Origin of the sequence: Rhizobium sp. RSm-3 (genome assembly GCF_001854685.1) — a bacterium.
Taxonomy (GTDB): Bacteria; Pseudomonadota; Alphaproteobacteria; order Rhizobiales; family Rhizobiaceae; genus Rhizobium; species Rhizobium ecuadorense.
The window spans coordinates 172,670-195,096 of record NZ_MAWZ01000060.1; the positions used below are offsets into that span (position 1 = coordinate 172,670).

The 22,427-nt window shown below is 62.3% G+C and carries 25 protein-coding genes; 13 read left to right on the plus strand and 12 right to left on the minus strand.

Annotated features, from left to right (window positions below):
* Window positions 1-5 precede the first annotated feature (5 nt).
* From BBJ66_RS32300 to BBJ66_RS32310, 3 genes are all read right to left on the minus strand, one after another.
* Window positions 6-845: an ABC transporter permease gene (locus BBJ66_RS32300; RefSeq protein WP_049733445.1), complete on the minus strand. Its 840-nt coding sequence runs from the start codon at window positions 843-845 to the stop codon at window positions 6-8.
* Window positions 842-1,726, minus strand: coding sequence for an ABC transporter permease (locus BBJ66_RS32305; protein WP_049733444.1), 885 nt, complete (start codon window positions 1,724-1,726; stop codon window positions 842-844). The genes BBJ66_RS32300 and BBJ66_RS32305 overlap by 4 nt, the downstream gene beginning before the upstream one ends.
* 92 nt (window positions 1,727-1,818) lie before the next feature.
* Window positions 1,819-2,895: an extracellular solute-binding protein gene (locus tag BBJ66_RS32310; RefSeq protein WP_071093294.1), complete on the minus strand. Its 1,077-nt coding sequence runs from the start codon at window positions 2,893-2,895 to the stop codon at window positions 1,819-1,821.
* A gap of 261 nt (window positions 2,896-3,156) precedes the next feature.
* Here BBJ66_RS32310 and speB point away from each other — a divergent pair, with 261 nt between their 5' ends.
* The 5 genes from speB (at window position 3,157) to BBJ66_RS32335 (ending at window position 7,698) form a co-directional block, all read left to right on the plus strand.
* The gene (speB, locus tag BBJ66_RS32315) at window positions 3,157-4,218 is read left to right on the plus strand and encodes an agmatinase (protein WP_171899812.1); all 1,062 of its coding nucleotides are present in this window, start codon (window positions 3,157-3,159) and stop codon (window positions 4,216-4,218) included.
* Between the two features lie 84 nt (window positions 4,219-4,302).
* Entirely contained in the window at window positions 4,303-5,100 is a 798-nt protein-coding gene (locus BBJ66_RS32320) for a transporter substrate-binding domain-containing protein (protein WP_049733442.1), read from the plus strand.
* A 144-nt stretch (window positions 5,101-5,244) separates the two neighbouring features.
* Window positions 5,245-5,913 carry an amino acid ABC transporter permease gene (locus tag BBJ66_RS32325; protein ID WP_071093296.1) on the plus strand — a complete coding sequence of 223 codons (669 nt, stop codon included), beginning with the start codon at window positions 5,245-5,247 and terminating at the stop codon, window positions 5,911-5,913.
* Window positions 5,910-6,557, plus strand: a complete 648-nt coding sequence (locus tag BBJ66_RS32330; RefSeq protein WP_049733440.1) for an amino acid ABC transporter permease — start codon at window positions 5,910-5,912, stop codon at window positions 6,555-6,557. The genes BBJ66_RS32325 and BBJ66_RS32330 overlap by 4 nt, the downstream gene beginning before the upstream one ends.
* Before the next feature lie 169 nt (window positions 6,558-6,726).
* Window positions 6,727-7,698 carry an ornithine cyclodeaminase family protein gene (locus BBJ66_RS32335; RefSeq protein ID WP_049733439.1) on the plus strand — a complete coding sequence of 324 codons (972 nt, stop codon included), beginning with the start codon at window positions 6,727-6,729 and terminating at the stop codon, window positions 7,696-7,698.
* A 53-nt stretch (window positions 7,699-7,751) separates the two neighbouring features.
* Here the strand turns inward: BBJ66_RS32335 and BBJ66_RS32340 are convergent, their stop codons facing one another.
* Genes BBJ66_RS32340 through tsaD form a run of 5 tightly spaced genes read right to left on the minus strand, consistent with a single transcriptional unit; the run spans window position 7,752 to window position 11,225 of the window.
* On the minus strand, window positions 7,752-8,399 hold the full coding sequence (locus tag BBJ66_RS32340) for a class I SAM-dependent methyltransferase (RefSeq protein ID WP_071093298.1): 648 nt from the start codon (window positions 8,397-8,399) through the stop codon (window positions 7,752-7,754).
* Window positions 8,396-8,827: an EVE domain-containing protein gene (locus BBJ66_RS32345; RefSeq protein ID WP_071093300.1), complete on the minus strand. Its 432-nt coding sequence runs from the start codon at window positions 8,825-8,827 to the stop codon at window positions 8,396-8,398. The genes BBJ66_RS32340 and BBJ66_RS32345 overlap by 4 nt, the downstream gene beginning before the upstream one ends.
* 2 nt (window positions 8,828-8,829) lie before the next feature.
* Window positions 8,830-9,123: a YciI-like protein gene (locus BBJ66_RS32350; RefSeq protein ID WP_071093302.1), complete on the minus strand. Its 294-nt coding sequence runs from the start codon at window positions 9,121-9,123 to the stop codon at window positions 8,830-8,832.
* Window positions 9,124-9,132: 9 nt separating this feature from the next.
* Window positions 9,133-10,116 carry an NAD(P)H-dependent glycerol-3-phosphate dehydrogenase gene (locus tag BBJ66_RS32355; RefSeq protein WP_049733435.1) on the minus strand — a complete coding sequence of 328 codons (984 nt, stop codon included), beginning with the start codon at window positions 10,114-10,116 and terminating at the stop codon, window positions 9,133-9,135.
* Window positions 10,113-11,225, minus strand: coding sequence for a tRNA (adenosine(37)-N6)-threonylcarbamoyltransferase complex transferase subunit TsaD (gene tsaD / locus BBJ66_RS32360; protein WP_071093304.1), 1,113 nt, complete (start codon window positions 11,223-11,225; stop codon window positions 10,113-10,115). The genes BBJ66_RS32355 and tsaD overlap by 4 nt, the downstream gene beginning before the upstream one ends.
* Window positions 11,226-11,297: 72 nt before the next feature.
* Between tsaD and hemC the strand changes: the two genes are divergently transcribed.
* The 6 genes from hemC (at window position 11,298) to BBJ66_RS32390 (ending at window position 17,157) form a co-directional block, all read left to right on the plus strand.
* Window positions 11,298-12,227 carry a hydroxymethylbilane synthase gene (gene hemC / locus BBJ66_RS32365; protein WP_071093306.1) on the plus strand — a complete coding sequence of 310 codons (930 nt, stop codon included), beginning with the start codon at window positions 11,298-11,300 and terminating at the stop codon, window positions 12,225-12,227.
* Between the two features lie 7 nt (window positions 12,228-12,234).
* On the plus strand, window positions 12,235-12,942 hold the full coding sequence (locus tag BBJ66_RS32370) for a uroporphyrinogen-III synthase (RefSeq protein ID WP_071093308.1): 708 nt from the start codon (window positions 12,235-12,237) through the stop codon (window positions 12,940-12,942).
* 68 nt (window positions 12,943-13,010) lie between these two features.
* The gene (locus tag BBJ66_RS32375; RefSeq protein ID WP_190238066.1) at window positions 13,011-14,300 is read left to right on the plus strand and encodes a COG4223 family protein; all 1,290 of its coding nucleotides are present in this window, start codon (window positions 13,011-13,013) and stop codon (window positions 14,298-14,300) included.
* 4 nt (window positions 14,301-14,304) lie between these two features.
* A complete protein-coding gene (locus BBJ66_RS32380) occupies window positions 14,305-15,912 on the plus strand; it encodes a heme biosynthesis protein HemY (RefSeq protein WP_071093312.1) in 1,608 nt (535 codons plus the stop codon).
* Window positions 15,913-15,929: 17 nt separating this feature from the next.
* Window positions 15,930-16,415, plus strand: coding sequence for a tellurite resistance TerB family protein (locus BBJ66_RS32385; protein ID WP_049733429.1), 486 nt, complete (start codon window positions 15,930-15,932; stop codon window positions 16,413-16,415).
* Window positions 16,384-17,157, plus strand: coding sequence for a glutamine amidotransferase (locus BBJ66_RS32390; RefSeq protein ID WP_071093314.1), 774 nt, complete (start codon window positions 16,384-16,386; stop codon window positions 17,155-17,157). Before BBJ66_RS32385 ends, BBJ66_RS32390 begins: the two co-directional genes overlap by 32 nt.
* 30 nt (window positions 17,158-17,187) lie before the next feature.
* Here BBJ66_RS32390 and BBJ66_RS32395 read toward each other — a convergent pair whose 3' ends face one another.
* The gene (locus BBJ66_RS32395; protein ID WP_071093316.1) at window positions 17,188-18,423 is read right to left on the minus strand and encodes an MFS transporter; all 1,236 of its coding nucleotides are present in this window, start codon (window positions 18,421-18,423) and stop codon (window positions 17,188-17,190) included.
* 140 nt (window positions 18,424-18,563) lie between these two features.
* Between BBJ66_RS32395 and BBJ66_RS32400 the strand changes: the two genes are divergently transcribed.
* Entirely contained in the window at window positions 18,564-18,854 is a 291-nt protein-coding gene (locus BBJ66_RS32400) for a YggT family protein (protein WP_003543619.1), read from the plus strand.
* Entirely contained in the window at window positions 18,851-19,162 is a 312-nt protein-coding gene (locus BBJ66_RS32405; protein WP_071093318.1) for a DUF167 domain-containing protein, read from the plus strand. The genes BBJ66_RS32400 and BBJ66_RS32405 overlap by 4 nt, the downstream gene beginning before the upstream one ends.
* A 4-nt stretch (window positions 19,163-19,166) precedes the next feature.
* On the opposite strand, the gene ppa is transcribed toward BBJ66_RS32405, so the two are convergent.
* From ppa to typA, 3 genes are all read right to left on the minus strand, one after another.
* The gene (gene ppa / locus BBJ66_RS32410) at window positions 19,167-19,703 is read right to left on the minus strand and encodes an inorganic diphosphatase (protein WP_012559229.1); all 537 of its coding nucleotides are present in this window, start codon (window positions 19,701-19,703) and stop codon (window positions 19,167-19,169) included.
* Between the two features lie 146 nt (window positions 19,704-19,849).
* Window positions 19,850-20,356, minus strand: coding sequence for a GNAT family N-acetyltransferase (locus BBJ66_RS32415; RefSeq protein WP_049733425.1), 507 nt, complete (start codon window positions 20,354-20,356; stop codon window positions 19,850-19,852).
* 199 nt (window positions 20,357-20,555) lie between these two features.
* Window positions 20,556-22,376, minus strand: coding sequence for a translational GTPase TypA (gene typA / locus BBJ66_RS32420; RefSeq protein ID WP_049733424.1), 1,821 nt, complete (start codon window positions 22,374-22,376; stop codon window positions 20,556-20,558).
* Between the last annotated feature and the right edge of the window lie 51 nt (window positions 22,377-22,427).

Below are 22,427 nucleotides of genomic sequence, written 5' to 3' on the forward strand. Positions count from 1 at the left end.
TGTCCTCATGAACGAAACAAACCCTGACCGACGACGGTGTCGAAGCCGACGACACGGTCCAGCACAACGATCAGCAACGCGGTGACGGCAATCAGGACCACGGCCGCCGCAGCGATCGTCAGATCGAAAGCCGCGCGCATGTTGCTGACCAGCGTAACAGGCAAGGTCGTTGCGGACGGATCGCTCAGAAAGAGACTGATCGATACGTCATCTATAGAAATTGCGAAGGCGAAGATCGCACCGGTGACAACGCCCGTCCGCATGAGCGGTAGGGTAATGGTCCAGAAGGCCTGGCGCTCGGTGGCGCCGAGAACCATCGCGGCTTCCGTCAATCGTTGGTCGCTGCCGAGAAGGCTGGCGAGACTGGTCCTTATGCAATAGGGCAACGTCACGATCACGTGGCCGAGGAGCAGGCGCGCCATACCATTTGTAATACCGGCCTTGGAAAGGAAAAGCAGCAGGCCGAATCCGATGACGACCGGAGGAACGATGAGTGGCGAGAGAAAGGCCGAAGTCAGCGCTGCCTTTCCTGGAAAATTGCCACGGGCAAGGCCGACAGCCGCTGCAGTTCCGATCGTGACGGACAGAACCGTCGTGAGTACCGCCAAGATGAGGCTGGTGCGTAGGCTGGTAAGGATATCCGCCTGGGAGACGAGCCGTTCGAACCAGTGAAGCGACAAGGCAGGTGGCGGCAGTGGACCGAGGTAGGTCCTGGCGTCGAAAGCCATGAGGCATGTTATCACCAACGGGATGGCGAGGAACGCCAATCCAAGGCCGATGACACCGTCGGCGAGGGAAACGGCGATCCGGTCTGCGGTTCGCGCTGCAAAAGATTGTCTGCTCATCGGGAAACCTTCCAGGCCTGCGCAAACGTTATGACAGCGACGACCGCCAAGGCCGCGGCAAGCATGACGAGCGAGATCGCCGCGCCGCTCGGATAGTTGGCGATATCGCTGAACCGGGTGTAGATGACGTTCGATATGAAAAGCACCCGGCCCCTCCCGAGCACCATGGGAATGACGAAGGCGCTGATCGCGAAAGTCAGCGAGACAAGCGTACTTGAGATCAGAGCCGGGAAGCTCAGGGGAAGCGTGATCGACAGATGGGCTTTCCATCCCGGCGCGCCGAGCGACTGGGCTGCATCGAGCAGACGCGGATCGATCGATTGCATCGCGCCAATCAGCGTTAGCGTTGCGACCGGTATGATCGAGTGAACCAGACCCGCAGTAACGACGATATTGATATATTCGCGGCTGTTGGGCGAAAGGCCAAGTGTCAAGAGGAGGGGTCGGAAGATGCCAACCGACCCGAAGGTCAGTTCGATCGCGTATGTCTTGATCAGGACGCTGGATAGAACAAGCGTAATCAAAAAGCCGAGGGTGAGCGCGCGCATCCGCGGGGAAATGCGCCGCACGACAAAGTAGGCCAGCGGGAATGCCACAAGCTGACCGATGATCGCGGCAACTCCACCGATCCAGAAAGTCGTCAGCAGGACGCTCGCAAACGCCTGGTTTGCAAGCTCGTAATAATTTTGGACCGTTGCCGCGGCATTTTCAACGGAGCCGACGCGCCCCGGCGTAAACTCCTTCAAGCTTTCGATTGCCAGATTGATTAACGGTGACAGAAAACCGAATGCGAACACCAGCAGGGCTGGCCCGAGTGTCAGGGCCGCATCTCGGCGATCAGGAAGAGAAATGGCAACGGGTTGCCGCCTTACTTTGATCATGGTGGAACAGCCTTTTCCTCGCCCTTACGGGCCACGAGAAAGGGAGGTTATCGAAGCCCATGCGCGCCCTCGATAACCTGCCGCGAGGTGCCTTAGAGCAACGGGGCGATGTCCTGTTCCCAGCGTTTGGACCAGGCATCCTGCTGTTCGAGAACGACATTGTAGTCCGGCACATAAACGAAGCTCGAAAACTCGTCCGACGTGAAGGACAGATGCTTGAGATTGTCGGGCGTGACCGCCTTGCTGTTCAACGGCGCTTCGCCCGCCACCTTGGCGTAGAGTGAATTCATGTCCGGGCTGATTGCGAAGTTGACGAAGCCGAGCGTTGCCTTGGTGTTCGGTCTATTCTTCAGTACGCCGAAACCGCTCTGGTAGAGGAAGGCCCTGAAGTTGCTGTCCTTGGTGAAACGAGTAACCGGGAAGGTTTTCGCCACGGCCGCCCAGCCGGGCTCAGCGAAGAAGCCGACGGATGTCTCGCCCGACGTCAGCGAATTGGTGAAATCGATATCAGTGATGGCGACGCGGCCGATATTGCCGGATTTCGCCAATTCCGTCATGAGCTTCCATCCGGGTTCCATATTCGTTTCGCTGCCGCCAGCGTGAAGGGCGAGCGCGACAATCTGGAGCATCATGCTCTGTGTCGGGCCCGGCCAGCAGATCGCGCCCTTAAGATCGGGGCTGAGCAGATCATCGATGGTCTTCACAGCGATCGGAGCCGTATCGGTTCGGGCACCGAAATACATGCCGCCAACTGCGCGTGGGACCGCTTTGATATTGCCCTTGCCATCACGAATGATGATTTTCTCGGGAATATTCGCAAGGTTGGGAACATCGGCGGGATTAATGGTCTCGAGCCAATCTTCCTTCACCATACTGTTGAATGAGCCTTCCCAGCCGGCGACATAGTCGTAGTCGACATTCGGCCAGACGGCCTTGATCTTTGGCAGGATCGCGCCCGCGCCACCCTGATGAAGAACCCAGTTGAACGTCGCCGCATTCTGGTCGGCGGCGATCTGCTTCATGGCTTCGACGACATCGCCGCCCCATTCAACGGCGGTGAGATTGCCGCTGCCGGCTGCGGCGGATCTCGCAAACCCGCTCATTGTGCCGGCAATCCCCGCGGCAGCGGCGGATCCGAGGAAGCGGCGGCGTGTCATATCGTGCAACATCGTAGGTCCCCTTTGTTGTCGGCCCTCTGCTGGACCGTTCGCGTCGGAGACTGCTTGGAGGTTGCCAACCGCGGTAGTGGGAAAATTCTCGCCGGGTTATAAAGTTTTCTGAATATCCCGATGAACGCATTACCCGCATCGCGGAGCCCTGGCGGATCCGAGCTATCAAGAATCGTTATATCCCCTCTCGAATTTTCGCGGTTCCAAGAAAAGCGGGTGGCGCCGATGATGATGGCAGCATCAATACCGTGGGAGCCTGCCTTGACCATTGACCGGGATTTTCTGGAAGACTTGAGAAAGCGCTTCGGCAGCGCTGCAGGCGGTGAGATGGAAGATCCACACTTCCGCGCCGTGGCGGCGAGCGTATTCAAGGACGGCGACAGCCGCAAATGGCCCTTCGCCGATCCTGCGACCTTTCTGGACGCCCGTTTCATCGAGAACGGCTTGCGGCCCGAGGTCCTTGAGGCGCTTGAGGTAGCTCTGATCGGCGTGCCGATGGATCTCGGCGTCACCAATCGCGCCGGCGCGCGGCTGGGGCCGCGGGCCGTCCGGGCGATCGAGCGTGTAGGCCCCTACGAGCATGTTCTGCGTGTCGCGCCAATGGGAGGGCTAAAGGTCGCCGATGTCGGCGACGTGCCGATGCGCAGCCGGTTCGGCCTGGCCGAGTGCCATGTCGACATCGAGGCCTGCTACCGGATGATCGCGGCAACCGGGGTTATCCCACTGTCGGTCGGCGGCGACCATTCGATCTCCGGCGCCATTCTCAAGGGCCTGGCGGCCAGCCAGCCGGTTGGCATGATCCACATCGACGCTCATTGCGACACCGCCGGTCCCTATGAGGGCTCTAAGTTCCACCACGGCGCGCCCTTCCGCGAGGCGGTCCTGGCGGGCGTGCTAGATCCGAAGCGTACGATCCAGATCGGCATCCGCGGCGGCGGCGAATATCTCTGGGAGTTCTCCTTTGCCTCCGGCATGACCGTCATCCACGCGGAAGAGGTGGCGGAGATGGGCCTCAAGGCTGTGATCGCAAAGGCTCTGGAGGTTGTCGGCGCTGGTCCAACCTATCTCAGTTTCGACGTGGACAGCCTCGATCCGGCCTTCGCTCCGGGAACCGGCACGCCAGAAGTCGGCGGGCTTCAGCCGAGGGAGGTCCTGACCCTACTGCGCGGTTTCAAAGGCATCAACCTCATCGGCGGCGACGTCGTGGAAATCGCGCCGCAATACGACAACACCACCAACACCGCGCAGATCGCCGCGCAGGTCCTGTTCGAACTCCTGTGCCTCGCGATGTTCAGTCCCGCGGTCAGGACAAAGGCGACCTGAGAACCAACTCCGCAACGGCAGCGTGCTTCGTGCCCGCTGCCATCCATCACCTGTCGCACAACACATCTCAAAAAGGGGAACGACATGACTGCTCTTACGAAATTGCGCTACACCGCCACCACGGCAATTGCCGTATTCGGCATCCTGGCAGGGGCCGCGCAGGCCGACGAACTTGCTGATATAAAAGCCGCAGGCGAGATTAACATCGGCATCTTCTCCGATTTCCCGCCCTTCTCTTCGGCAAGCGCCGATATGAGCATCAAGGGCTATGACGTCGACGTCGCCCAGAAGATCGCCGACGGCCTCGGCGTGAAACTTAATCTCGTGAGCGTTACTGGCCAGAACAGGATCGCCTACCTGAACGACGACCGTGTCGACCTGCTGATGAGCGTCGGTTATTCGAAGGAGCGTGCCGAGGTTATCGATTTTGCCGCCCCATACGCCCCCTACTATATCGCCGTCATCGGTCCGGCTGCGCTGAAGGTGAGCGGTAAGGAAGACCTTGTCGACAAGACCGTTGCCGTCAATCGTGGGACGCTCGAAGACACGTCGCTGACGGCCGCCGCCCCTGCCTCCGCTGCGATCCAGCGCTTCGAGAACTACAATTCGGTCATCCAGGCTTTCATATCCGGCCAGACCCAATTGATGGTCGTCGGCAACGATGTCGGTGCGCAGGTTCTGGCACGACAGGACGAGCTGAAGCCGGAGCAGAAGTTCCAGCTCCTTAGCTCCCCCTCGCACATCGCGCTCCGAAAGGGCGAGGAAGGCCTAAAGAAGGCTGTCAACGACAGCGTCGCCGCAATGATCTCCGATGGTTCTCTCGACGCAAGCTCGAAGAGCTGGCTGAAAGCGCCGCTCAACCCTGAAAACCTGAAGGACTGACGAAGACGGCCTCCCACTCACCAGAGCGTGATGCCGAAAGCTGTAAGCGATTCCGGTGGCGTCATGCTCCAATTCTTTGATTGAGAGACGGATCGAGATTTCGGGCCGACCCGGCCCAGATCATTCGGCCCCAAAGGACAACCGATGAGATACAGCCTCGATTTCAATTGGCTTTGGGACGGAATGGGAGCTCTGGCTTATGGTGCAGGCACGACGCTTGCATTGACGGCCTCCACATCGGTCCTTGGGATCATTCTCAGCATTCTCGGCGCGGCCGCGCGCCGGGGACCTTATCCATGGTTGCGCAAGGTCGTCGGCCTGTATGTGGAAGTCATGCGTAATACGCCATTCCTGGTACAGCTGTTCTTCATCTTTTTTGGCTTGCCTAGCCTCGGCATTCGCCTCGATCCGATCTCTGCCGCAGTTCTTGCCATGACCCTCAACATGGCCGCCTACACGATCGAGGTGGTCGGGGCCGGGCTCGATGCCATACCGAGAGGCCAGAAGGAGGCGGCGCAGGCACTCGGCCTGAGGCCCCGGCTGGTGTTCTTCAAAATCATCCTGCCGCAAGCGATTGCCATCATTTTCCCGGCGCTGACGAGCCAGATCATCATCATGATGCTGGAATCGGCGGTGGTTTCGCAAATATCCGTCCGCGAGCTGGCGCAGGAGGCCGATCTGCTTCAATCGCGCACCTTCCGCTCCTTCGAGACCTATCTGGTGGCGACGTTGATCTACCTTTCGATGTCCGCCGCACTTCGCCGGCTCCTTTTCGCCGGGAAACGCCGTTTTCTGGGAGCCGGTCTGGCATGATTGAGTTCACCTTCTGGGACATTCTGCGCAATCTTGTCTTCGCGACACGCTGGACCCTGCTGCTTTCGCTCGCAGCCTTTGCCGGCGGCGCCATCATTGGCTTGGCGATCCTGTCGGCACGGATATCGAAAACGCGCTGGTCGCGCAGCTTCGCGTCCGGCTACATTGCCCTGTTTCAGGGAACGCCGCTCCTCATGCAGCTCTTTTTGATGTTCTTCGGCCTGCCGATGCTCGGCTTCCGGATCGAGTCATGGACCGCCGCCGTCTGCGGCCTGACGTTCTATGCTAGCGCTTATCTTGCGGAAATCTGGCGGAGCGGCGTCGAAGCGGTGCCACGCGGGCAATGGGACGCCGCAGCCAGCCTGGGCTTGCATCGTCTCCTCGAACTTCGCCTTGTCATCCTGCCGCAGGCTTTCCGGATCACGCGCGCGCCGACTGTCGGGTTCTTGGTCCAGTTGATCAAGAGCACCGCACTGGCTTCGATCCTCGGCTTCGAAGAACTGCTGAAAACCGCGAACGCCATCAACAACGCGACCTTCGAACCTTTCAAGGTCTACGGCCTCGTCGCGGTGATCTTCTTCGCCCTGTGCTATCCGCTTACGCAATACGCCAGAATTCTGGAGAAGAAAGCTGCGTTTGGCTGAGCGGTGCCGAGTTTCTCCGCATTCCGATCGCAACGGAGTGTCCAAAGAGCCGATGCCGGTTGAAAAGATAGCGCGCCGCGCAGCAGCGACGCAGCTCAGGCGCTACTCTCGTTCAGTCAAACAGAACTCGCTTTATCCAGCAGTCAAAACCTACTGAGAGATCGCTTCAATGACCGACACAAAAATCCGTATTCTCGATGCCCAGACAACGGGCGAGTTCCTGCCATTCAGCGCGCTGGTCGCGACCCTGCGGCAAGCATTTGTCGAAGGCTGTGTTGTGCCGGTGCGACATCACCACACGCTAGCCAATAGCGGCGAGCCGGATGCGACGCTGCTTCTGATGCCGGCCTGGCATGAAACGCACCGGTCGGAACGCTACCTTGGCATCAAGATCGTTACCGTCTTTCCCGGCAACACGGTATACGGCATTCCCGGTTTGACCTCGACTTACATACTCTATGACGGCCGGACCGGGACGCAGCTTGCGCTACTTGACGGCAACACGATCACCACGCGCCGCACGGTAGCGGCATCGGCCCTTGCTGCGGACTATCTTGCCCGGCAGGACGCACGCCGTCTGCTGGTGATCGGAGCAGGCCGCGTCGCGAGCCTCATACCCGATGCCTACCGCGCCGTCCGGCCGATCGCGCATGTCGATGTTTGGGATATCGATCCCGCCAATGCGGAACGGCTGGCGCAGAACCTCCGGCAAAAGGGGCTCCAGGCCACTGCCGTCACGAATCTGGAAATCGCGGCGCGGCAAGCCGATATCGTCAGCGCAGCGACGCTGGCGACAGCACCGCTTATCCGGGGCGAATGGCTGCGGCCGGGCACCCATGTCGATCTGATCGGCGGCTTCACCCCGGCGATGCGCGAGGCCGATGACGAGGCTCTTCGACGCTCATCGGTCTACATCGACACTCACGAAGCCCTTCACGAAGCAGGCGATCTGGTTCAGCCGATCAGGGCCGGCGTCATTTCTACGGATGCGGTGCTTGCGACACTTGACGAGCTGTGTCGTCGGGATATTCCAGCACGGGCGTCCAACGATGAAATCACTCTCTACAAGGCAGTCGGAACGGCGTTGGCTGATCTTGCCGCCGCGACGATGGTGTATGAAGCCGCTTTGATCGCCGGCTGATTTCTTTTGGTCCGGGCGATCGCGAAAGATCGAATCCTGAATGTCGATCCGATTTAGGGAGCGAACCGCCACACCGTCGTCTTCTTGATTTCGCTGTCCTCAAGCGCACGCGTCACCGGCACCTCGTAAACCGCGCAGAATTCCAACCGGTCTCGCGGCAGATAACTGCGGCCGGGATCGCCGACCAGCACCAATTTGCAGTCGGCCGCCAGCGTCGCGAGCCAGGGAACGAGCGCAGCGGCGAAAGCGCTGTCGTAGAAGACGTCGCCGGCAAGCACGATATCCGCATCGACGGCCTGGCCGATCAGGTCGGCGCCGGTAAACCCGAGCGAAACGTGATTGACCTGCGCATTCAGCCGGACTGCGGCCTCCGCCCAGGGATCAATATCACAGGCCGTGACCTCAAGGGCGCCGGCCATGACGGCCGCAATGCCGACGAGGCCGGAGCCGCTGGCGAAATCCAGCACGCGCTTGCCGCGCACCATCTCAGGATGATCGAGGACGTAGCGCGCCAGTCCCTGGCCGCCCGCCCAGGCAAAAGCCCAGAAGGGCGGCGGCAGGCCGATCGCCTCCAGCTCCTCCTCCGTTTTCAGCCAGAGATCATGGGCTTCGCTTGCCAGATGCAGCGAAATCTCCGGCACATGCGGCGGCGCCGTCACGCTGGTATTGGCGCGGATGAAGGCCTCAGGATCGGTTTTCAACGCGGCGGATTGTCCAGCCCGCCCATGCGGCAGACTTCGGCCCATTCGTCATCCGTTACCGGCTGCACGGAAAGGCGCATGGAGGTGACGAGCGACATCTTGGCGAGTCTTTCGCTGGCCTTGACATCCTTCAGCGTCACCGGCTTCGGCATGTCCATGACGGCGCGAATGTGGACGCAATCCCACTTCGGGTCGCCCTTGGCGGTGGAATCAGGCTGCGACAGGGCGGAAACTTCGACAATCCCGACGATCTCCAGCCCGTCATTGGAATGATAGAAGAAGCCTTTGTCGCCGATCTGCATCGCCCGCATGTTGTTGCGCGCTAGATAATTGCGCACGCCGGTCCATTCCGTGCCCTTTTCGCCGGCAGCCTTCTGCTGCTCCCAGGACCAGGAGGCGGGTTCGGATTTGTAGAGCCAGTGCGCCATGCTCACGCCTCCGGCTTGTTGAAGACCCAGTTGTAGGCCTTCACCTCGACACTTTCGAACAGCCCGGCCTTGGCATAGGGATCGGCATCGGCAAGCGCCTGCGCCGCCTCCTTCGTCTCCGCTTCGACGATAATCAGGCTGCCGCAAGCTTTGCCCTCGTCATCGAGAAACGGGCCGGCGATCTTCAGCGTGCCCGCGGCATTCAGCCCGTTCAGATAGTCGAGATGCGTCGGACGTGTCTCCATGCGCACGTTCAAATGGCCCGGCTTGTCCTTGCAGAGAAGGGCGAAAAGCATGTCTGTCTCCTATTCGGTGGTGATTGGGCGCGTCATCAGTTGCTCGATCGCTTCTGCTATATCGAGCCTGCCGTCGATGATGGCGGAAACGGCGTCGGTGATCGGCATGCTGACCGCAAGTTCGGCGGCAAGCCGCGAGGCGACGGAGGCGGCAAGCGCGCCTTCCACCAGCGCGCCCTGCAGCGGATCGACCTTTTCGCCGCGCCCGAGCGCGATGCCGAAGCGCAGGTTTCGCGATTGATGGCTGGTTGCCGTCAGCACCAGATCGCCGAGACCGGAAAGCCCGCGCACCGTATCGGCCTGCCCGCCCTTGGCGACGACGAAGCGCGACATTTCCGCAAGCCCGCGCGCAATCAGCGCCGCACGGGCGGAATCGCCGATGCCGGCGCCTTCGACGATGCCGCAGGCAATCGCCAGCACATTCTTCAGCGCGCCGCCGAGCTGCACGCCGATGCGGTCGCTGGAGGCATAGAGCCGGAAGGTGCGACCGGATATCGCCTGGGCGAGCCGCTCGGCGACTTCCATATCCTCGGCCGCGATCGCCATTGCCGTCGGCAGCCCCTTGGCGATATCGGCGGCGAAACCCGGGCCGGAGAGCACGGCGATGGGATGGTCGGGCAGTTCCCGTTCCAGCACGTCCGTCAGAAGGTTGCCGGTCGCCCGCTCGATGCCCTTGGCGCAGGTGACGACGATGGCATCCTTGGAGAGATAGGGTCCGTACTGCCGCGCCGCATCGGCCTGCGCCTGCGACGGCATCGCAAAAAGCACGATGGAGGCGCCGGCGATCGCCTCCGCCTCGGCGGAAAATTCCAGCGTATCGGGCAAGTAAATACCGGGCAGCGCCGCATCATGCAGCCGTTCGGCCTTCAGATCTGAAATCAGCGACGGATCGCGCCCGACAAGCGTCACCGCGCTGCGGCCGGCAAGGGCGATGACGGCGGCCAGCGCCGTTCCAAAAGCCCCCGATCCGACGACGGCGATGTGTTCGCTCATGCCTTGGCCCCTCTTTTTCCGAAACCGATCAGCGTTTCCGCATTGGAATCGAGCGGCCAGCGCGAGCGCGGCTGGACGTCGAGCGGATCCGGCGCGGCACCGGTCGCCATGCGCTCCAGCCCCGCCCAGGCGATCATCACCGCATTGTCGGTGCAGAGGCTGAGTGGCGGCGCGATGAAGCGGAAGCCGTTCTTGTCGCAAAGCGCCTGCAATGTGGCGCGCAATTCGAGATTGGCGGCCACACCACCGGCAACGACCAGCGCCGGCTTCTCACCGGTCGATGGGCCGGTCGCCTCTGGAAATTCCGTCTTGAACCGCTGCAGGCCGCGGCCGATGCGGTCCTTCAGCGTGCGCGAAATCGCCTTCTGGAACGAGGCGCAGATATCCGCAACGTCCTGATCGCTGAGCGGCGCGATATCCTGTGCCGCCTGCCGCACCGCCGTCTTCAGGCCGGAGAAGGAGAAATCGAGCCGCGCCTCGCCGACCAGCGGCCGCGGAAAAGCGAAGCGATCGGGATTGCCGTCCCGCGCCATCCGTTCCACCGCCGGGCCGCCCGGATAGGGCAGGCCGAGCAGCTTTGCCGTCTTGTCGAAGGCCTCGCCGAGCGCATCGTCGATCGTCGTACCCCAGCGCTCATACTCTCCGACGCCGCGCACCAGGATGAGCTGGGTATGGCCGCCGGAGACGAGCAGCATCAGATAGGGAAAGGAAAGCCCGTCCGTCAGCCGCGCCGTCAGCGCATGGCCCTCGAGATGGTTGACCGCATAGAGCGGCTTGCCTGCGGCCTTGGCGATCGCCTTGCCGGTCATCAACCCCACTAGCAGCCCGCCGATCAGCCCCGGCCCCGATGTGGCGGCGATGGCGTCGACATCATCAAGCGACACATTGGCGCGCTTCAGCGCCTCCTCGATCAGCTCGTCCAGCGCCTCGACATGGGCGCGCGCGGCGATCTCCGGCACCACGCCGCCATAGGCGCTATGCTCATCGAGCTGGGAAAGCACCACGTCGGAGAGTATCCTGGAATGCCCTTCCGCATCGCGCTCGACGACCGCCGCGGCGGTCTCGTCGCAGCTCGTTTCGATGCCAAGGATACGCAGAAAGGGAACCATGAGGCCTGTTCGTTGATTGCGATGGGATGGAAACCCGTTTACGAGAACTCCGGTAACAACGGAACTGAGCGGATGCAAACAAAACCTTTCCGGATCGGCACGCGGGGCAGCCCGCTGGCGCTTGCCCAGGCGCATGAGGCCCGCGACAGGCTGATGGCGGCGCATCATCTGCCTGAGCAGATGTTCGAGATCGTCGTGCTGACGACCAAGGGCGACCGCATCACCGACCGCTCGCTTTCCGAGATCGGCGGCAAGGGCCTGTTCACCGAGGAACTCGAACAGCAGCTTGTGTCAGGCGAGCTGGATTTCGCCGTGCACTCCGCCAAGGACATGCCGACCCACCTGCCGGACGGCCTTCATCTCTCCGCCTATCTGCCGCGCGAAGATATCCGCGACGCCGTCATCGGCCGCACCGCGCCCAAACTGATCGACCTGCCGCATGGCGCCACCGTCGGCTCCTCGTCGCTGCGCCGCCAGGCGCTGATCCGCCGCATGCGGCCCGACATCAATGTCGTGACCTTCCGCGGCCTCGTGGAAACGCGCCTGCGCAAGCTCGAAGAGGGCGAGGTCGACGCGACGCTCTTGGCGCTTGCCGGCCTGAAACGGCTGGGGAAGGTCGAGGTTCTCACAGATATCCTCGATCCCGACAATTTTCCGCCGGCGCCGGCGCAGGGGGCGATCTGTATCGAAAGCCGCATCGGCGACATCAGGATCGACGATCTGCTGGCGCCGGTCAACGATGCCGCGACCTTCGACACTGTCTCCTGCGAACGCGCCTTCCTCGCCGCCCTCGACGGCTCCTGCCGCACGCCGATCGGCGGTTATGCCGTCTGCGAAGGCGACCTGATCCGCTTCTCCGGCCTGATCATTACGCCGGACGGCCGCAGCCAGCATGCGGTGACGACCGACGGCCACCGCCGCGATGCGGCAGCCCTCGGCACCCGCGCCGGCCAGGACGTGCGCGCAAGAGCCGGCAGCGCCTTCTTCGACGACTGGCACTGACGCGGCCATGCGCGTGCTCGTCACCCGCCCCGCGCATTCGGCTGAGAAAACCGCACAACGGTTGCGCGATATGGGCCACGAGCCGCTGCTGCTGCCACTGCGCCGGCCGGTGCATGACAGCGCCGCCGCCGCACGTGCGCTTGCAGCCAGCAGCGGCCCGATCGCCGTGACCAGCGCCGAAGCCGTCAGGGTGTTTTCCGCTCTCGGTGAGCAACTTCATCCGCATTTTGCCCGGCCGCTTTTCGCGGTCGGGGAGGCGACAGCCGAAGAAGCCAAAAGCCTCGGCTTCCGATCGGTTTTCTCATCCTCGGGCAATGGCGGCGATCTCGCCGATCTCGTTGCCGCGCGGGCCGCAGAGGATTTGCTCTACCTTGCCGGCACGCCGCGTGCGGAAACGTTCGAAGGAAGATTGCGTGAGCTCGGCATTCGCTTTTCCGTCGCTGAATGTTATCGCATGCAGCCGGTTGCCCCCGGCCCGGCCGAGATCGAAGCGATTTTTGCCGGCGGGCGGCTGGACGCGGTTCTCTTCTACTCCCGGCAGACGGCCGAGGATTTTTTCGGCGCGACGGAACTCGGCTCGGCGCTGCCGGAGGAAAGCGGAATCCGCCTTCTCTGCCTCAGCGAGGCGGTCGCGCAAGCCATTCCGGCGGCGCTGAAAAAAAATGCGGCGATTGCGCCGATGCCGGATGAGAAAAGTCTTTTGTCGCTGCTTTGAATGCTTTAGCCGCCCAAATTTGATCTAACCTCTTCCCTTAATTGGCATCACTGTCTAGTTTCGTTGCAATGCAGGATAAAGAGGATCTCATGGTATCGGGAAACCCGCCACGCCATTCGAAGAGCGCCGACGAGCCGGTCACGATCGACCTCGAAGCACAGGATTTCGCCTCTGCAGCCGATACCGAAAAGCCGGTCGAGAATGATGTCGGCGATGCCGACAACAGCCCCGCCGATGCCGGCGTGACATCAGAAACCGAGACTGCGCCGCAGATCGAAGAGGAACGGGTCGAGCCGGACAAAGCCGAAGACGAGGACCAGCCCGGAACGGATGCGCGCGAGGAGCAGCCCGCCCCCGAGCCTGCCTTCACGCCTCCTCCCGAACAGCCGCGCCGTGCCGGCACCTCCGGTCTCATCGCCGCCGGCATCTTCGGCGGCCTCGTGGCGCTGCTTGGCGCCGGCGCCATTCAATATGCCGGCTATCTCCCGGGTTCCTCAGCGCCGCAGACGACATCGTCTGACATCGCCGATCTGTCCGGCGAGATCGATGGCCTGAAACAGACTGTCGCCAATCTTGCCGCCAATCCGGCGAGCGCGGATGACGGTGCGCTTGAAAAGCGCATCGCCGCGCTGGAAGCGACGGCCAAGGCGCCCGCAGCCGCCGCACCGGCCGATTCGGCAAATGTCGAGGCACTCAACCAGAAGATTGCCGAGCTGACCGGTCAGGTCGACCAGCTGCGCGCGACACTCGCCCAGTCTTCCGAGCAGCAGACGACGAGCGGCGCCGATATCGCCAAGCGTCTCGACGAGGCTGAGAAGAAACTGAACGCGCCGCGCGAGGATGTCGCCGTCGCCCGGGCGATCGCGGCGGCCGCTCTCAAGGCGGCGATCGATCGCGGCGGGCCGTTCCTGGCCGAACTCGATACTTTCGCCGGCGTCGCACCCGACGATCCGGCTGTCGCCGACCTCCGCGCCTTTGCCGAAACCGGCATTCCATCGCGCGCCGAACTCATGCGTCAGGTTCCCGATGTCGCCACCGCGATCGTCGAAGCCGTCAACCAGCCGGATCCGAACGAGAGCTGGTCGGACCGGCTAATGTCGAGCGCCAAGTCGCTGGTGTCAGTCCGCCCCGTCGGCAATATCGAGGGCGACAGCGTCGAAGCCATCGCCGCCCGCATGGAGGACAAGGTGAAGAGCGGTGATCTGCCCGGCGCTTCCGCCGAATGGAACAGCCTGCCGGCTCCCGGTAAGCAGGCTTCCGCCGCCTTCAAGCAATCGCTCGAAGCGCGTATCCGCGTCGAGGAACTGGTCGGCGGGGCGCTGTCGAAAGCGGTGTCCGGCACCGGCAAGGAGGGATGAGACCATGCTGATCCGCCTTGTCGCCTTCGCCCTCTTCGTGCTGCTTCTCGCCTATGGCTTCTCCTGGCTCGCCGATCGTCCCGGCGACCTCTCGCTGATCTGGGAAGGCCAGATCTACCAGACGAAGCTGATCGTCGCCGCCAGCGCGATCATCGCTCTCGTTGCCGCCGTGATGATCGTCTGGTGGTTCATCCGGCTGATCTGGACCTCGCCGCATTCGGTGACGCGTTATTTCCGCGCCCGCAAGCGCGACCGCGGTTATCAGGCGCTGTCGACCGGCCTGATCGCCGCCGGCGCCGGCAACGCGCTGCTCGCCCGCAAGATGGCCGCCCGCTCGCGCGGCCTCATCCGCGCCGATCAGGAGCCACTGATCAACCTGCTCGAGGCCCAGGCCGCCCTGATCGAAGGCCGCCATGACGAGGCGCGCGCCAAGTTCGAGGCCATGGCCAACGATCCCGAGACACGCGAACTCGGCCTGCGCGGCCTTTATCTGGAGGCCCGCCGCCTCGGCGCCAACGAGGCCGCCCGCCAATATGCCGAGAAAGCCGCCGACACCGCGCCCTATCTGCCCTGGGCCGCGCAGGCGACGCTCGAATACCGCAGCCAGGCCGGCCGCTGGGACGATGCGATCCGCCTGCTCGAACAGCAGAAGGCCGCCCGCGTCGTCGAAAAGGCCGACGCCAACCGTCTGCATGCCGTCCTCCTGACGGCGCGCGCCGGCGAGAAGCTGGAAGGCAACCCGACGGGTGCCCGCGACGACGCGCAACAGGCGCTGAAGCTTGCCGCCGATTTCATTCCGGCCGCCCTCATTGCCGCAAAGGCGCTGTTTCGCGAAGGCGGCGTGCGCAAGGCCGCCTCGATCCTCGAACAGGCATGGAAATCGGCACCGCATCCCGAGATCGGCCAGGCCTATGTCAGGGCCCGCAGCGGCGACTCCACCCTCGACCGGCTGAAGCGCGCCGAACGGCTGGAAGGACTGCGGCCGAACAATGTTGAATCCCTTCTCGTCGTCGCCCAGGCCGCGCTCGACGCGCAGGAATTCGCCAAGGCCCGCACCAAGGCGGAAGCCGCAGCCCGCATGCAGCCGCGCGAGGCCGCTTTCCTGCTTTTGGCCGACATCGAGGAAGCCGAGACCGGAGACCAGGGCCGCGTGCGCCACTGGCTGGCCCAGGCGCTGAAAGCCCCGCGTGATCCGGCCTGGGTGGCGGACGGTTTCGTGTCGGACAAATGGCTGCCGGTATCGCCGGTGACCGGCCGCCTCGACGCCTTCGAATGGAAGGCGCCCTTCGGCCAGATCGAGGGGCCGCTCGAAGACGGCTCGGTGCCGCCCTCGATCGAAACCGCTTTGAAGACATTGCCGCCGCTGCGCGACATCAGGCCGGAAAGCCCGGTCAACGACCATCGGATCATCGAACTGGAACGCGCCGCGACGATCGCCGAGGCTGTGCGCCCGACGCCGGCCCCGGCAAAACCGAAGCCCGTCGAACCCGTCAGCGATAAAGCGCCGGCACCGAGCGAAGCGAAACCTTTCTTTGGCGGCCGGCCGGATGATCCCGGCGTTCGCGATACCAGGGTGGAACCGGAACCCAAGACACGGCTCCGCCTTTTCTGAAATGGAACGAAAACCGCATGTTCGAACGCTTTCAGGCATTCTTCCAGAAGCTTACCGCCGACCACCCGAAAAAAGGTTTCGCCCCTGATGATCCACGCATCACGGTGGCGGCGCTCTGCATGCAGGTCATGGAGGCCGACGGTCAGATCAAGGCCAGCGAGAAGAAACGGCTGCGCAAGCTCTTGAAGGAGCAATATGCGCTCGACGGCAAGCAGCTCGATGCCCTGATGGCCGCCGGCCTCGAGGCCGAAAGCACCGCCGTTGATTATTATCGCTTCACCGCCGACCTGAAGCGCCATCTCAACACCGAGCAGCGGCTGGAGCTGATCGGCATTCTCTGGGACATCGTCTATGCCGATGGCGAACGCAGCGAGATGGAAGACCATGTGATCTGGCGGATCGCCGATCTGCTCGGTGTCTCCTCGCGCGAGCGCATCCAGAAGCGGCAGGAGGCCGCCGCCAGGGTGACGGATGTTCGGGTTGCGCAAGATGACAGCGACTGAGCAAAAGCCGAACCGCGACGGGCGCCCGATCCTCGTCGTCCTGCATCAGGAACGGTCGAGCCCCGGCCGTGTCGGCCAATTGCTCGTCGAAAAGGGCTACCGCCTCGATATCCGCCGCCCGGTTCTTGGCGAGCCGCTGCCTGCGACGCTCGAAGAGCATGCCGGCGCCGTCGTCTTCGGCGGGCCGATGAGTGCCAATGATCCCGAGGACTTCGTCAAGAAGGAGATCGGCTGGATCGATGTGCCGCTGCGGGAAAAACGCCCCTATCTCGGCATCTGCCTCGGCGCGCAGATGCTGGTGCGTCACCTCGGCGGCAAGGTGCAGCCGAATGCCGACGGCTCGACGGAGATCGGATGGTATCCATTAAGGCCGACAGAGCGGGGCCGCCTGCTGATGCATTGGCCGAAGATGGTCTATCATTTCCACCGCGAAGGCTTCGAGCTGCCGCACGGCGCCGAGCTGCTCGCTGAAGGCGACGCCTATCCGAACCAGGCCTTCCGCTATGACGGCAACGCCTGGGGCCTGCAGTTCCATGCCGAACTGACCCGGGTGATGATGCATCGCTGGGTGGTGCACGGCGCGCACCGCTTCATCCTGCCGAACGCCCAGCAGGGGCGCGAACACCTTGAAGGCCGCATGCTGTTCGACGCGCCGCTGAAAGCCTGGCTGACCGAATTCCTCGATATCGTCTTCGAAGGCAAGACGGCGAAAGCCGCCTCCCCGATCACACTTCCCGCATAGAGGGCTGCGTATCCGGGAGCACGCGTTATCTCACGTGCTGGGCGCGTCGAGCGTATCGATCCGCCGCAATTTGGGGAAACTCGAAGCCCAGATCGCCGCGACCGCCAAAGTCCCGATTCCGCCGATAACGACCGCCGGCACCGCGCCGAAGATCGATGCCATCGTGCCCGCCCTGAACTCGCCGAGTTCGTTCGAAGCGCCGACGAACACCATGTTGACCGCATTGACGCGGCCGCGCAGCTGATCCGGCGTCCAGAGCGCAATCAGGCTTTCACGCACATAGACCGACACCATGTCGGCCGCCCCCATCAGCGCCAGCGCCGCGATCGAGACTTCGGTGTTGGTCGACATGCCGAAGATGATTGTTCCCAGACCGAACAGCGCAACGCCTGTGAACATGTAGATGCCGGCGCGGTGCTTCAGCGGATAGGCGGCGAGGAAGATCGCCATGACGATGGCGCCGAGCCCCGGTGCGGCGCGCAGCAGGCCGAGCCCCCACGGACCGAGCGTCAGGATATCGCGGGCGAAGATCGGCATCAGTGCGGTCGCGCCGCCGAGCAGCACGGCGAAGAGATCGAGCGAGATCGCCCCGAGCACCACTCTCTCGGCACGGATGAAACTGAAGCCGCCGAGGATCATCGCCCAGCTCTTGGCCTCGCCCGTCGTCTTCTGCTCCGGTTTCGGGATCATGTAGAGAAGAGCCGCGCCAAGCACGGAAAAGATCACCGCCACCATATAGGCCGTTGTCGCGCTGACGCCGTAGAGCAGACCGCCGATCACCGGGCCGGTGATCGCGGCGAGCTGCCAGGACGACGAATTCCAGGCGATCGCATTGGAAAGATCCTGCTCCGGCACCAAATTGGGCGCCAGCGACTGCACCGCCGGCGACATGAAGGCGCGCTCGATGCCGAAGATCAGAAGCACGGCGAAAACCGGCAGCGGCGTGAAGGTCCCCATGACAGTCATGACCAGCAGCGCCAGCGTGCAGAGCGCGCTGACCAGCGAGCAGAGTGCCGCGATCGCCCGGCGATTGTACCGGTCGGCCACCGAACCGGTGACCAGCATGAGCAGCAGCGACGGCAGGAACTGCACGAGACCGATCAGGCCGAGATAGATCGCCTTGCCCGTCTGGTCGTACATCTGCCATCCCACGGCGACGCTGACGATCTGCTGCGAAAAGGACAGCAGGAAGCGCGCAAAGAAGAACCGTGTGTAGGACGAGTGCCGGAACGCGGCAAAACGGTCTCCGGTGGGCGAAAACGACATTGGGTGTTTTCCGAGGAGACGGGCGCCGGAAATGCTGCAAGGCCGCCCGTTAAACATGATTCACCGCGCGTTCCCACACGGCACTTGCTCGTTTAGTCGCCAATGTCTACATGTCTGTCAACAACGAATTGGAGAAGACGATGTTTGCGCTGTTTCAAACCATTGATTTGGCTTTGAATATTTACACCTGGATCCTGATTGCCAGTGCCATTTTTTCCTGGCTCTATGCCTTTAACGTCATCAACTCCAGCAATCAGTTCGTCAATTCGGTCGGCACATTCCTTTATAACGTCACCGAACCGGTGCTGAAGCCGATCCGCAGCCGGTTGCCGAACCTTGGCGGCATCGACATTTCGCCGATCATCCTGCTGCTGATTATCTTCTTCCTGCGCACCTTGCTTTGGACAACGCTCTATCCGCTGGTCGCTTGAGTCGTCCCTGGAAGCAATTCGACGATCATCTCCGCCTAGCCGTCCGGCTGACGCCGAATGGCGGGCGTGACGCGATCGACGGCATCGAGGCCGACGGCGAGGGCGAGACTTTCCTGAAGGCGCGCGTCACCTCGGTCCCGGAAAAGGGCAAGGCCAACAAGGCCTTGATCCTTCTGGTCGCCCAATCGCTGCGCATCCCCAAATCCAGCATCAGCCTCGTCTCCGGCGACACCGCGCGTAAAAAAATCCTCCGGATCGACGGCGACCCGGAGGATTTGGCAAAAAAGCTCGAAACGCTTTTAGGCTGAATGATCAGCCTTTGGTCTTCTTGGCGCGCTCGACGGCTTCGAGGATAAGCTGGCCGGCTTCCTTGGAATCGCCCCAGCCGAAGATCTTCACCCACTTGCCGGGCTCCAAATCCTTGTAGTGCTCGAAGAAGTGCTCGATCTGCTTCAGGGTGATCTCGGGAAGATCGGTATAGTCCTTCACCTTCTCATAGCGCAGCGTCAGCTTCGGCGACGGCACGGCGATGATCTTCTCGTCCTTGCCGGAATTGTCTTCCATCTTCAGGACGCCGATCGGGCGCACATTGATGACGCAGCCCGGAACCAGCGGGCGGGTGCTGGCGATCAGCACGTCGATCGGGTCGCCATCCTCAGACAGCGTGTGCGGCACGAAACCATAATTGCCCGGATAGGTCATCGGCGTGTAGAGGAAACGATCGACGACCAGCGTGCCGGCTTCCTTGTCCATTTCATACTTGATGGGATGGCCGCCGACAGGAACCTCGACGATAACGTTGACGTCCTCAGGTGGATTATTACCGATGGAAATGGCGTCGATGCGCATAGGAACTCCCGCGAGGTTGAATTGCTCGCAGCCAGATAATCAGTTTCATGCGGCAACGCAACATTTGACATCACCAATGCGTGATGGCACCGGCGCAAACAGGTCGAAACGTTCGAAGAGAGACGGGCGATTACCGGCCAGGCCGGTCAGTTCCAGATGAAACCGATTTTCTTCAGCTGCTTGTGGTCGAAATTTTCCATGCCTTCACAGAAATCGACACCGCCGTGGTGGCGGTAGAAGCGGCCGGCGTTCTCGTTTTCCTCGAGGCACCAGACGACCAGCCCGTTGCAGCCGAGTGACTTCAGCAGCCGGCGCGCCTCGCCGAACAGCATCCGGCCGAGACCGATGCCCTGATATTCCGGCCGAAGATAGAGCTCGTAGATTTCGCCTTCCTGCGGTAAAGCCCGGGCGCGGTTGAGGCCGAGCGTCGCATAGCCGGCAACCGTTCCGGCGACATCGAGAACCAACAGAGTCGCCGGTCCGCGCGTCGCCTTGCGCCACCAGTTTTCACCGCGCCGCTCGATCATCTGCGTCAAGGCGCGATGCGGAATGATGCCTGCGTAAGTGTGCTGCCAGGCAAGCCTGTGCGTTTCCGATATGGCTCGGGCATCGTGCGGTTCGGCCCGCCGAACATCGATCGACAACGTCTTCATAACGTTTACTCTGGTCCCGCCGAAGGCAATTAACCATATGCAGCCAGCGCATCGTGATCGATTGCCCACAGACTTGATATGTGGACGACAGATAAAATTTAACGCTTTTTTAACGATTGTCACAAGTCGGAATCAGCGCGGCGCACAATAAAAAACCCCGGCACCAAGGCCGGGGTCTCAAGGCATATTTCGAAAGCTTTTAGAGAGCCGCTTTCGACTTTTCGAAACGCTTGCGATCGTTTGCGTCGAGATACATCTTGCGCAGACGAATATTCTTCGGCGTCACTTCCATCAGTTCGTCTTCCTGGATCCAGGAAAGCGCACGATCGAGCGTCATGCGGATCGGCGGCGTCAGCTTGACGGCTTCGTCCTTACCGGCGGCGCGGATGTTGGTGAGCTGCTTGCCCTTCAGGACATTCACTTCCAGGTCGTTGTCGCGCGTATGGATGCCGATGATCATGCCGGCATAGACCTTTTCACCCGGCTCGATGATCATCGGGCCGCGGTCTTCCAGGTTGAACATCGCATAGGCGACGGCTTCGCCGGCAGCATTGGCGAGCAGCACGCCGTTGACGCGGCCACCAATCACACCCTTGTAGGGCTGGTAGTCGTGGAACAGGCGGTTCATGATCGCCGTGCCGCGCGTATCCGTCAGCAGCTCCGACTGGTAGCCGATCAGGCCACGGGTCGGTGCGTAGAAACGCAGGCGAAGACGGTTGCCACCCGACGGACGCAGCTCGACCATTTCGGCCTTGCGCTCCGACATCTTCTGGACGACGACACCGGAATGTTCTTCGTCGACGTCGACGACGACTTCTTCGATCGGCTCCAGAAGCTGGCCGCTTTCATCCTTGTGCATCACGACGCGCGGACGCGACACAGCAAGCTCGAAGCCTTCGCGGCGCATGGTTTCGATCAGAACGGCGAGCTGAAGTTCGCCGCGGCCGGACACGTAGAACGAATCCTTGCCTTCGGCTTCTTCGATCTTCAGGGCGACGTTGCCTTCCGCTTCCTTGAACAGACGGTCGCGGATGACGCGCGAGGTCACCTTGTCGCCTTCGGTACCCGCCAGCGGGCTGTCGTTGACGATGAAGGACATGGTAACCGTCGGCGGGTCGATCGGCTGCGCCTTCATGGCTTCAGAGACGGACGGATCGCAGAAGGTGTCGGCGACGGTCCCCTTGGAGAGGCCGGCGATTGCGACGATGTCGCCCGCATGCGCTTCGTCGATCGCCGTGCGCTCGATGCCGCGGAAGGCGAGAATCTTGGAGATTCGGCCGGTTTCGATCAGCTTGCCGTCCTGGCCGAGAACCTTGACGGCCTGGTTCGGCTTGATCGAGCCGGATGCGATGCGGCCGGTGATGATACGGCCGAGGAAGGGGTTGGCTTCGAGGATCGTGCCGATCATGCGGAACGGGCCTTCTTCGACCGTCGGCTCCGGAACATGCTTGAGCACCAGGTCGAGAAGCGGCGCAAGGCCCTCATCCTTCGGCCCTTCCGGGTTGACGTTCATCCAGCCGTCGCGGCCTGAACCGTAGAGGATCGGGAAGTCGAGCTGCTCGTCGGTCGCGTCGAGATTGGCGAAAAGATCGAAGACTTCGTTGATGACTTCTTCGTGGCGGCCGTCCGGACGGTCGATCTTGTTGATCGCGACGATCGGGCGGAGGCCGACCTTCAGCGCCTTGGAGACGACGAACTTGGTCTGCGGCATCGGACCTTCGGAGGAATCGACGAGAACGATCGCGCCATCCACCATCGAGAGAATACGCTCGACCTCACCGCCGAAGTCGGCGTGGCCGGGAGTATCGACGATGTTGATGCGGACACCTTTCCACTCGACCGAGGTCGCCTTGGCGAGAATGGTGATGCCGCGTTCTTTTTCGAGATCGTTCGAGTCCATCACGCGTTCGGCTACGCGCTGATTTTCGCGGAACGAGCCGGACTGCTTGAGAAGCTCATCCACCAGGGTCGTCTTGCCATGGTCAACGTGCGCGATGATCGCGATATTGCGAAGTGCCATATGTGAAATCTCTGAGGCTGCGGCGCACGCTCTTGAGGACGCGCCTATTGG

Bases quoted from the DNA above. Each gene is read 5' to 3' on its own strand.
- BBJ66_RS32300 (WP_049733445.1), bottom strand. From the start codon at position 845: ATGAGCAGACAATCTTTTGCAGCGCGAACCGCAGACCGGATCGCCGTT.
- BBJ66_RS32305 (WP_049733444.1), bottom strand. From the start codon at position 1,726: ATGATCAAAGTAAGGCGGCAACCCGTTGCCATTTCTCTTCCTGATCGC.
- BBJ66_RS32310 (WP_071093294.1), bottom strand. From the start codon at position 2,895: ATGTTGCACGATATGACACGCCGCCGCTTCCTCGGATCCGCCGCTGCC.
- BBJ66_RS32320 (WP_049733442.1), top strand. From the start codon at position 4,303: ATGACTGCTCTTACGAAATTGCGCTACACCGCCACCACGGCAATTGCC.
- BBJ66_RS32325 (WP_071093296.1), top strand. From the start codon at position 5,245: ATGAGATACAGCCTCGATTTCAATTGGCTTTGGGACGGAATGGGAGCT.
- BBJ66_RS32330 (WP_049733440.1), top strand. From the start codon at position 5,910: ATGATTGAGTTCACCTTCTGGGACATTCTGCGCAATCTTGTCTTCGCG.
- BBJ66_RS32335 (WP_049733439.1), top strand. From the start codon at position 6,727: ATGACCGACACAAAAATCCGTATTCTCGATGCCCAGACAACGGGCGAG.
- BBJ66_RS32345 (WP_071093300.1), bottom strand. From the start codon at position 8,827: ATGGCGCACTGGCTCTACAAATCCGAACCCGCCTCCTGGTCCTGGGAG.
- BBJ66_RS32350 (WP_071093302.1), bottom strand. From the start codon at position 9,123: ATGCTTTTCGCCCTTCTCTGCAAGGACAAGCCGGGCCATTTGAACGTG.
- BBJ66_RS32355 (WP_049733435.1), bottom strand. From the start codon at position 10,116: ATGAGCGAACACATCGCCGTCGTCGGATCGGGGGCTTTTGGAACGGCG.
- tsaD (WP_071093304.1), bottom strand. From the start codon at position 11,225: ATGGTTCCCTTTCTGCGTATCCTTGGCATCGAAACGAGCTGCGACGAG.
- hemC (WP_071093306.1), top strand. From the start codon at position 11,298: ATGCAAACAAAACCTTTCCGGATCGGCACGCGGGGCAGCCCGCTGGCG.
- BBJ66_RS32370 (WP_071093308.1), top strand. From the start codon at position 12,235: ATGCGCGTGCTCGTCACCCGCCCCGCGCATTCGGCTGAGAAAACCGCA.
- BBJ66_RS32375 (WP_190238066.1), top strand. From the start codon at position 13,011: ATGCAGGATAAAGAGGATCTCATGGTATCGGGAAACCCGCCACGCCAT.
- BBJ66_RS32380 (WP_071093312.1), top strand. From the start codon at position 14,305: ATGCTGATCCGCCTTGTCGCCTTCGCCCTCTTCGTGCTGCTTCTCGCC.
- BBJ66_RS32385 (WP_049733429.1), top strand. From the start codon at position 15,930: ATGTTCGAACGCTTTCAGGCATTCTTCCAGAAGCTTACCGCCGACCAC.
- BBJ66_RS32390 (WP_071093314.1), top strand. From the start codon at position 16,384: ATGTTCGGGTTGCGCAAGATGACAGCGACTGAGCAAAAGCCGAACCGC.
- BBJ66_RS32395 (WP_071093316.1), bottom strand. From the start codon at position 18,423: ATGTCGTTTTCGCCCACCGGAGACCGTTTTGCCGCGTTCCGGCACTCG.
- BBJ66_RS32400 (WP_003543619.1), top strand. From the start codon at position 18,564: ATGTTTGCGCTGTTTCAAACCATTGATTTGGCTTTGAATATTTACACC.
- ppa (WP_012559229.1), bottom strand. From the start codon at position 19,703: ATGCGCATCGACGCCATTTCCATCGGTAATAATCCACCTGAGGACGTC.
- BBJ66_RS32415 (WP_049733425.1), bottom strand. From the start codon at position 20,356: ATGAAGACGTTGTCGATCGATGTTCGGCGGGCCGAACCGCACGATGCC.
- typA (WP_049733424.1), bottom strand. From the start codon at position 22,376: ATGGCACTTCGCAATATCGCGATCATCGCGCACGTTGACCATGGCAAG.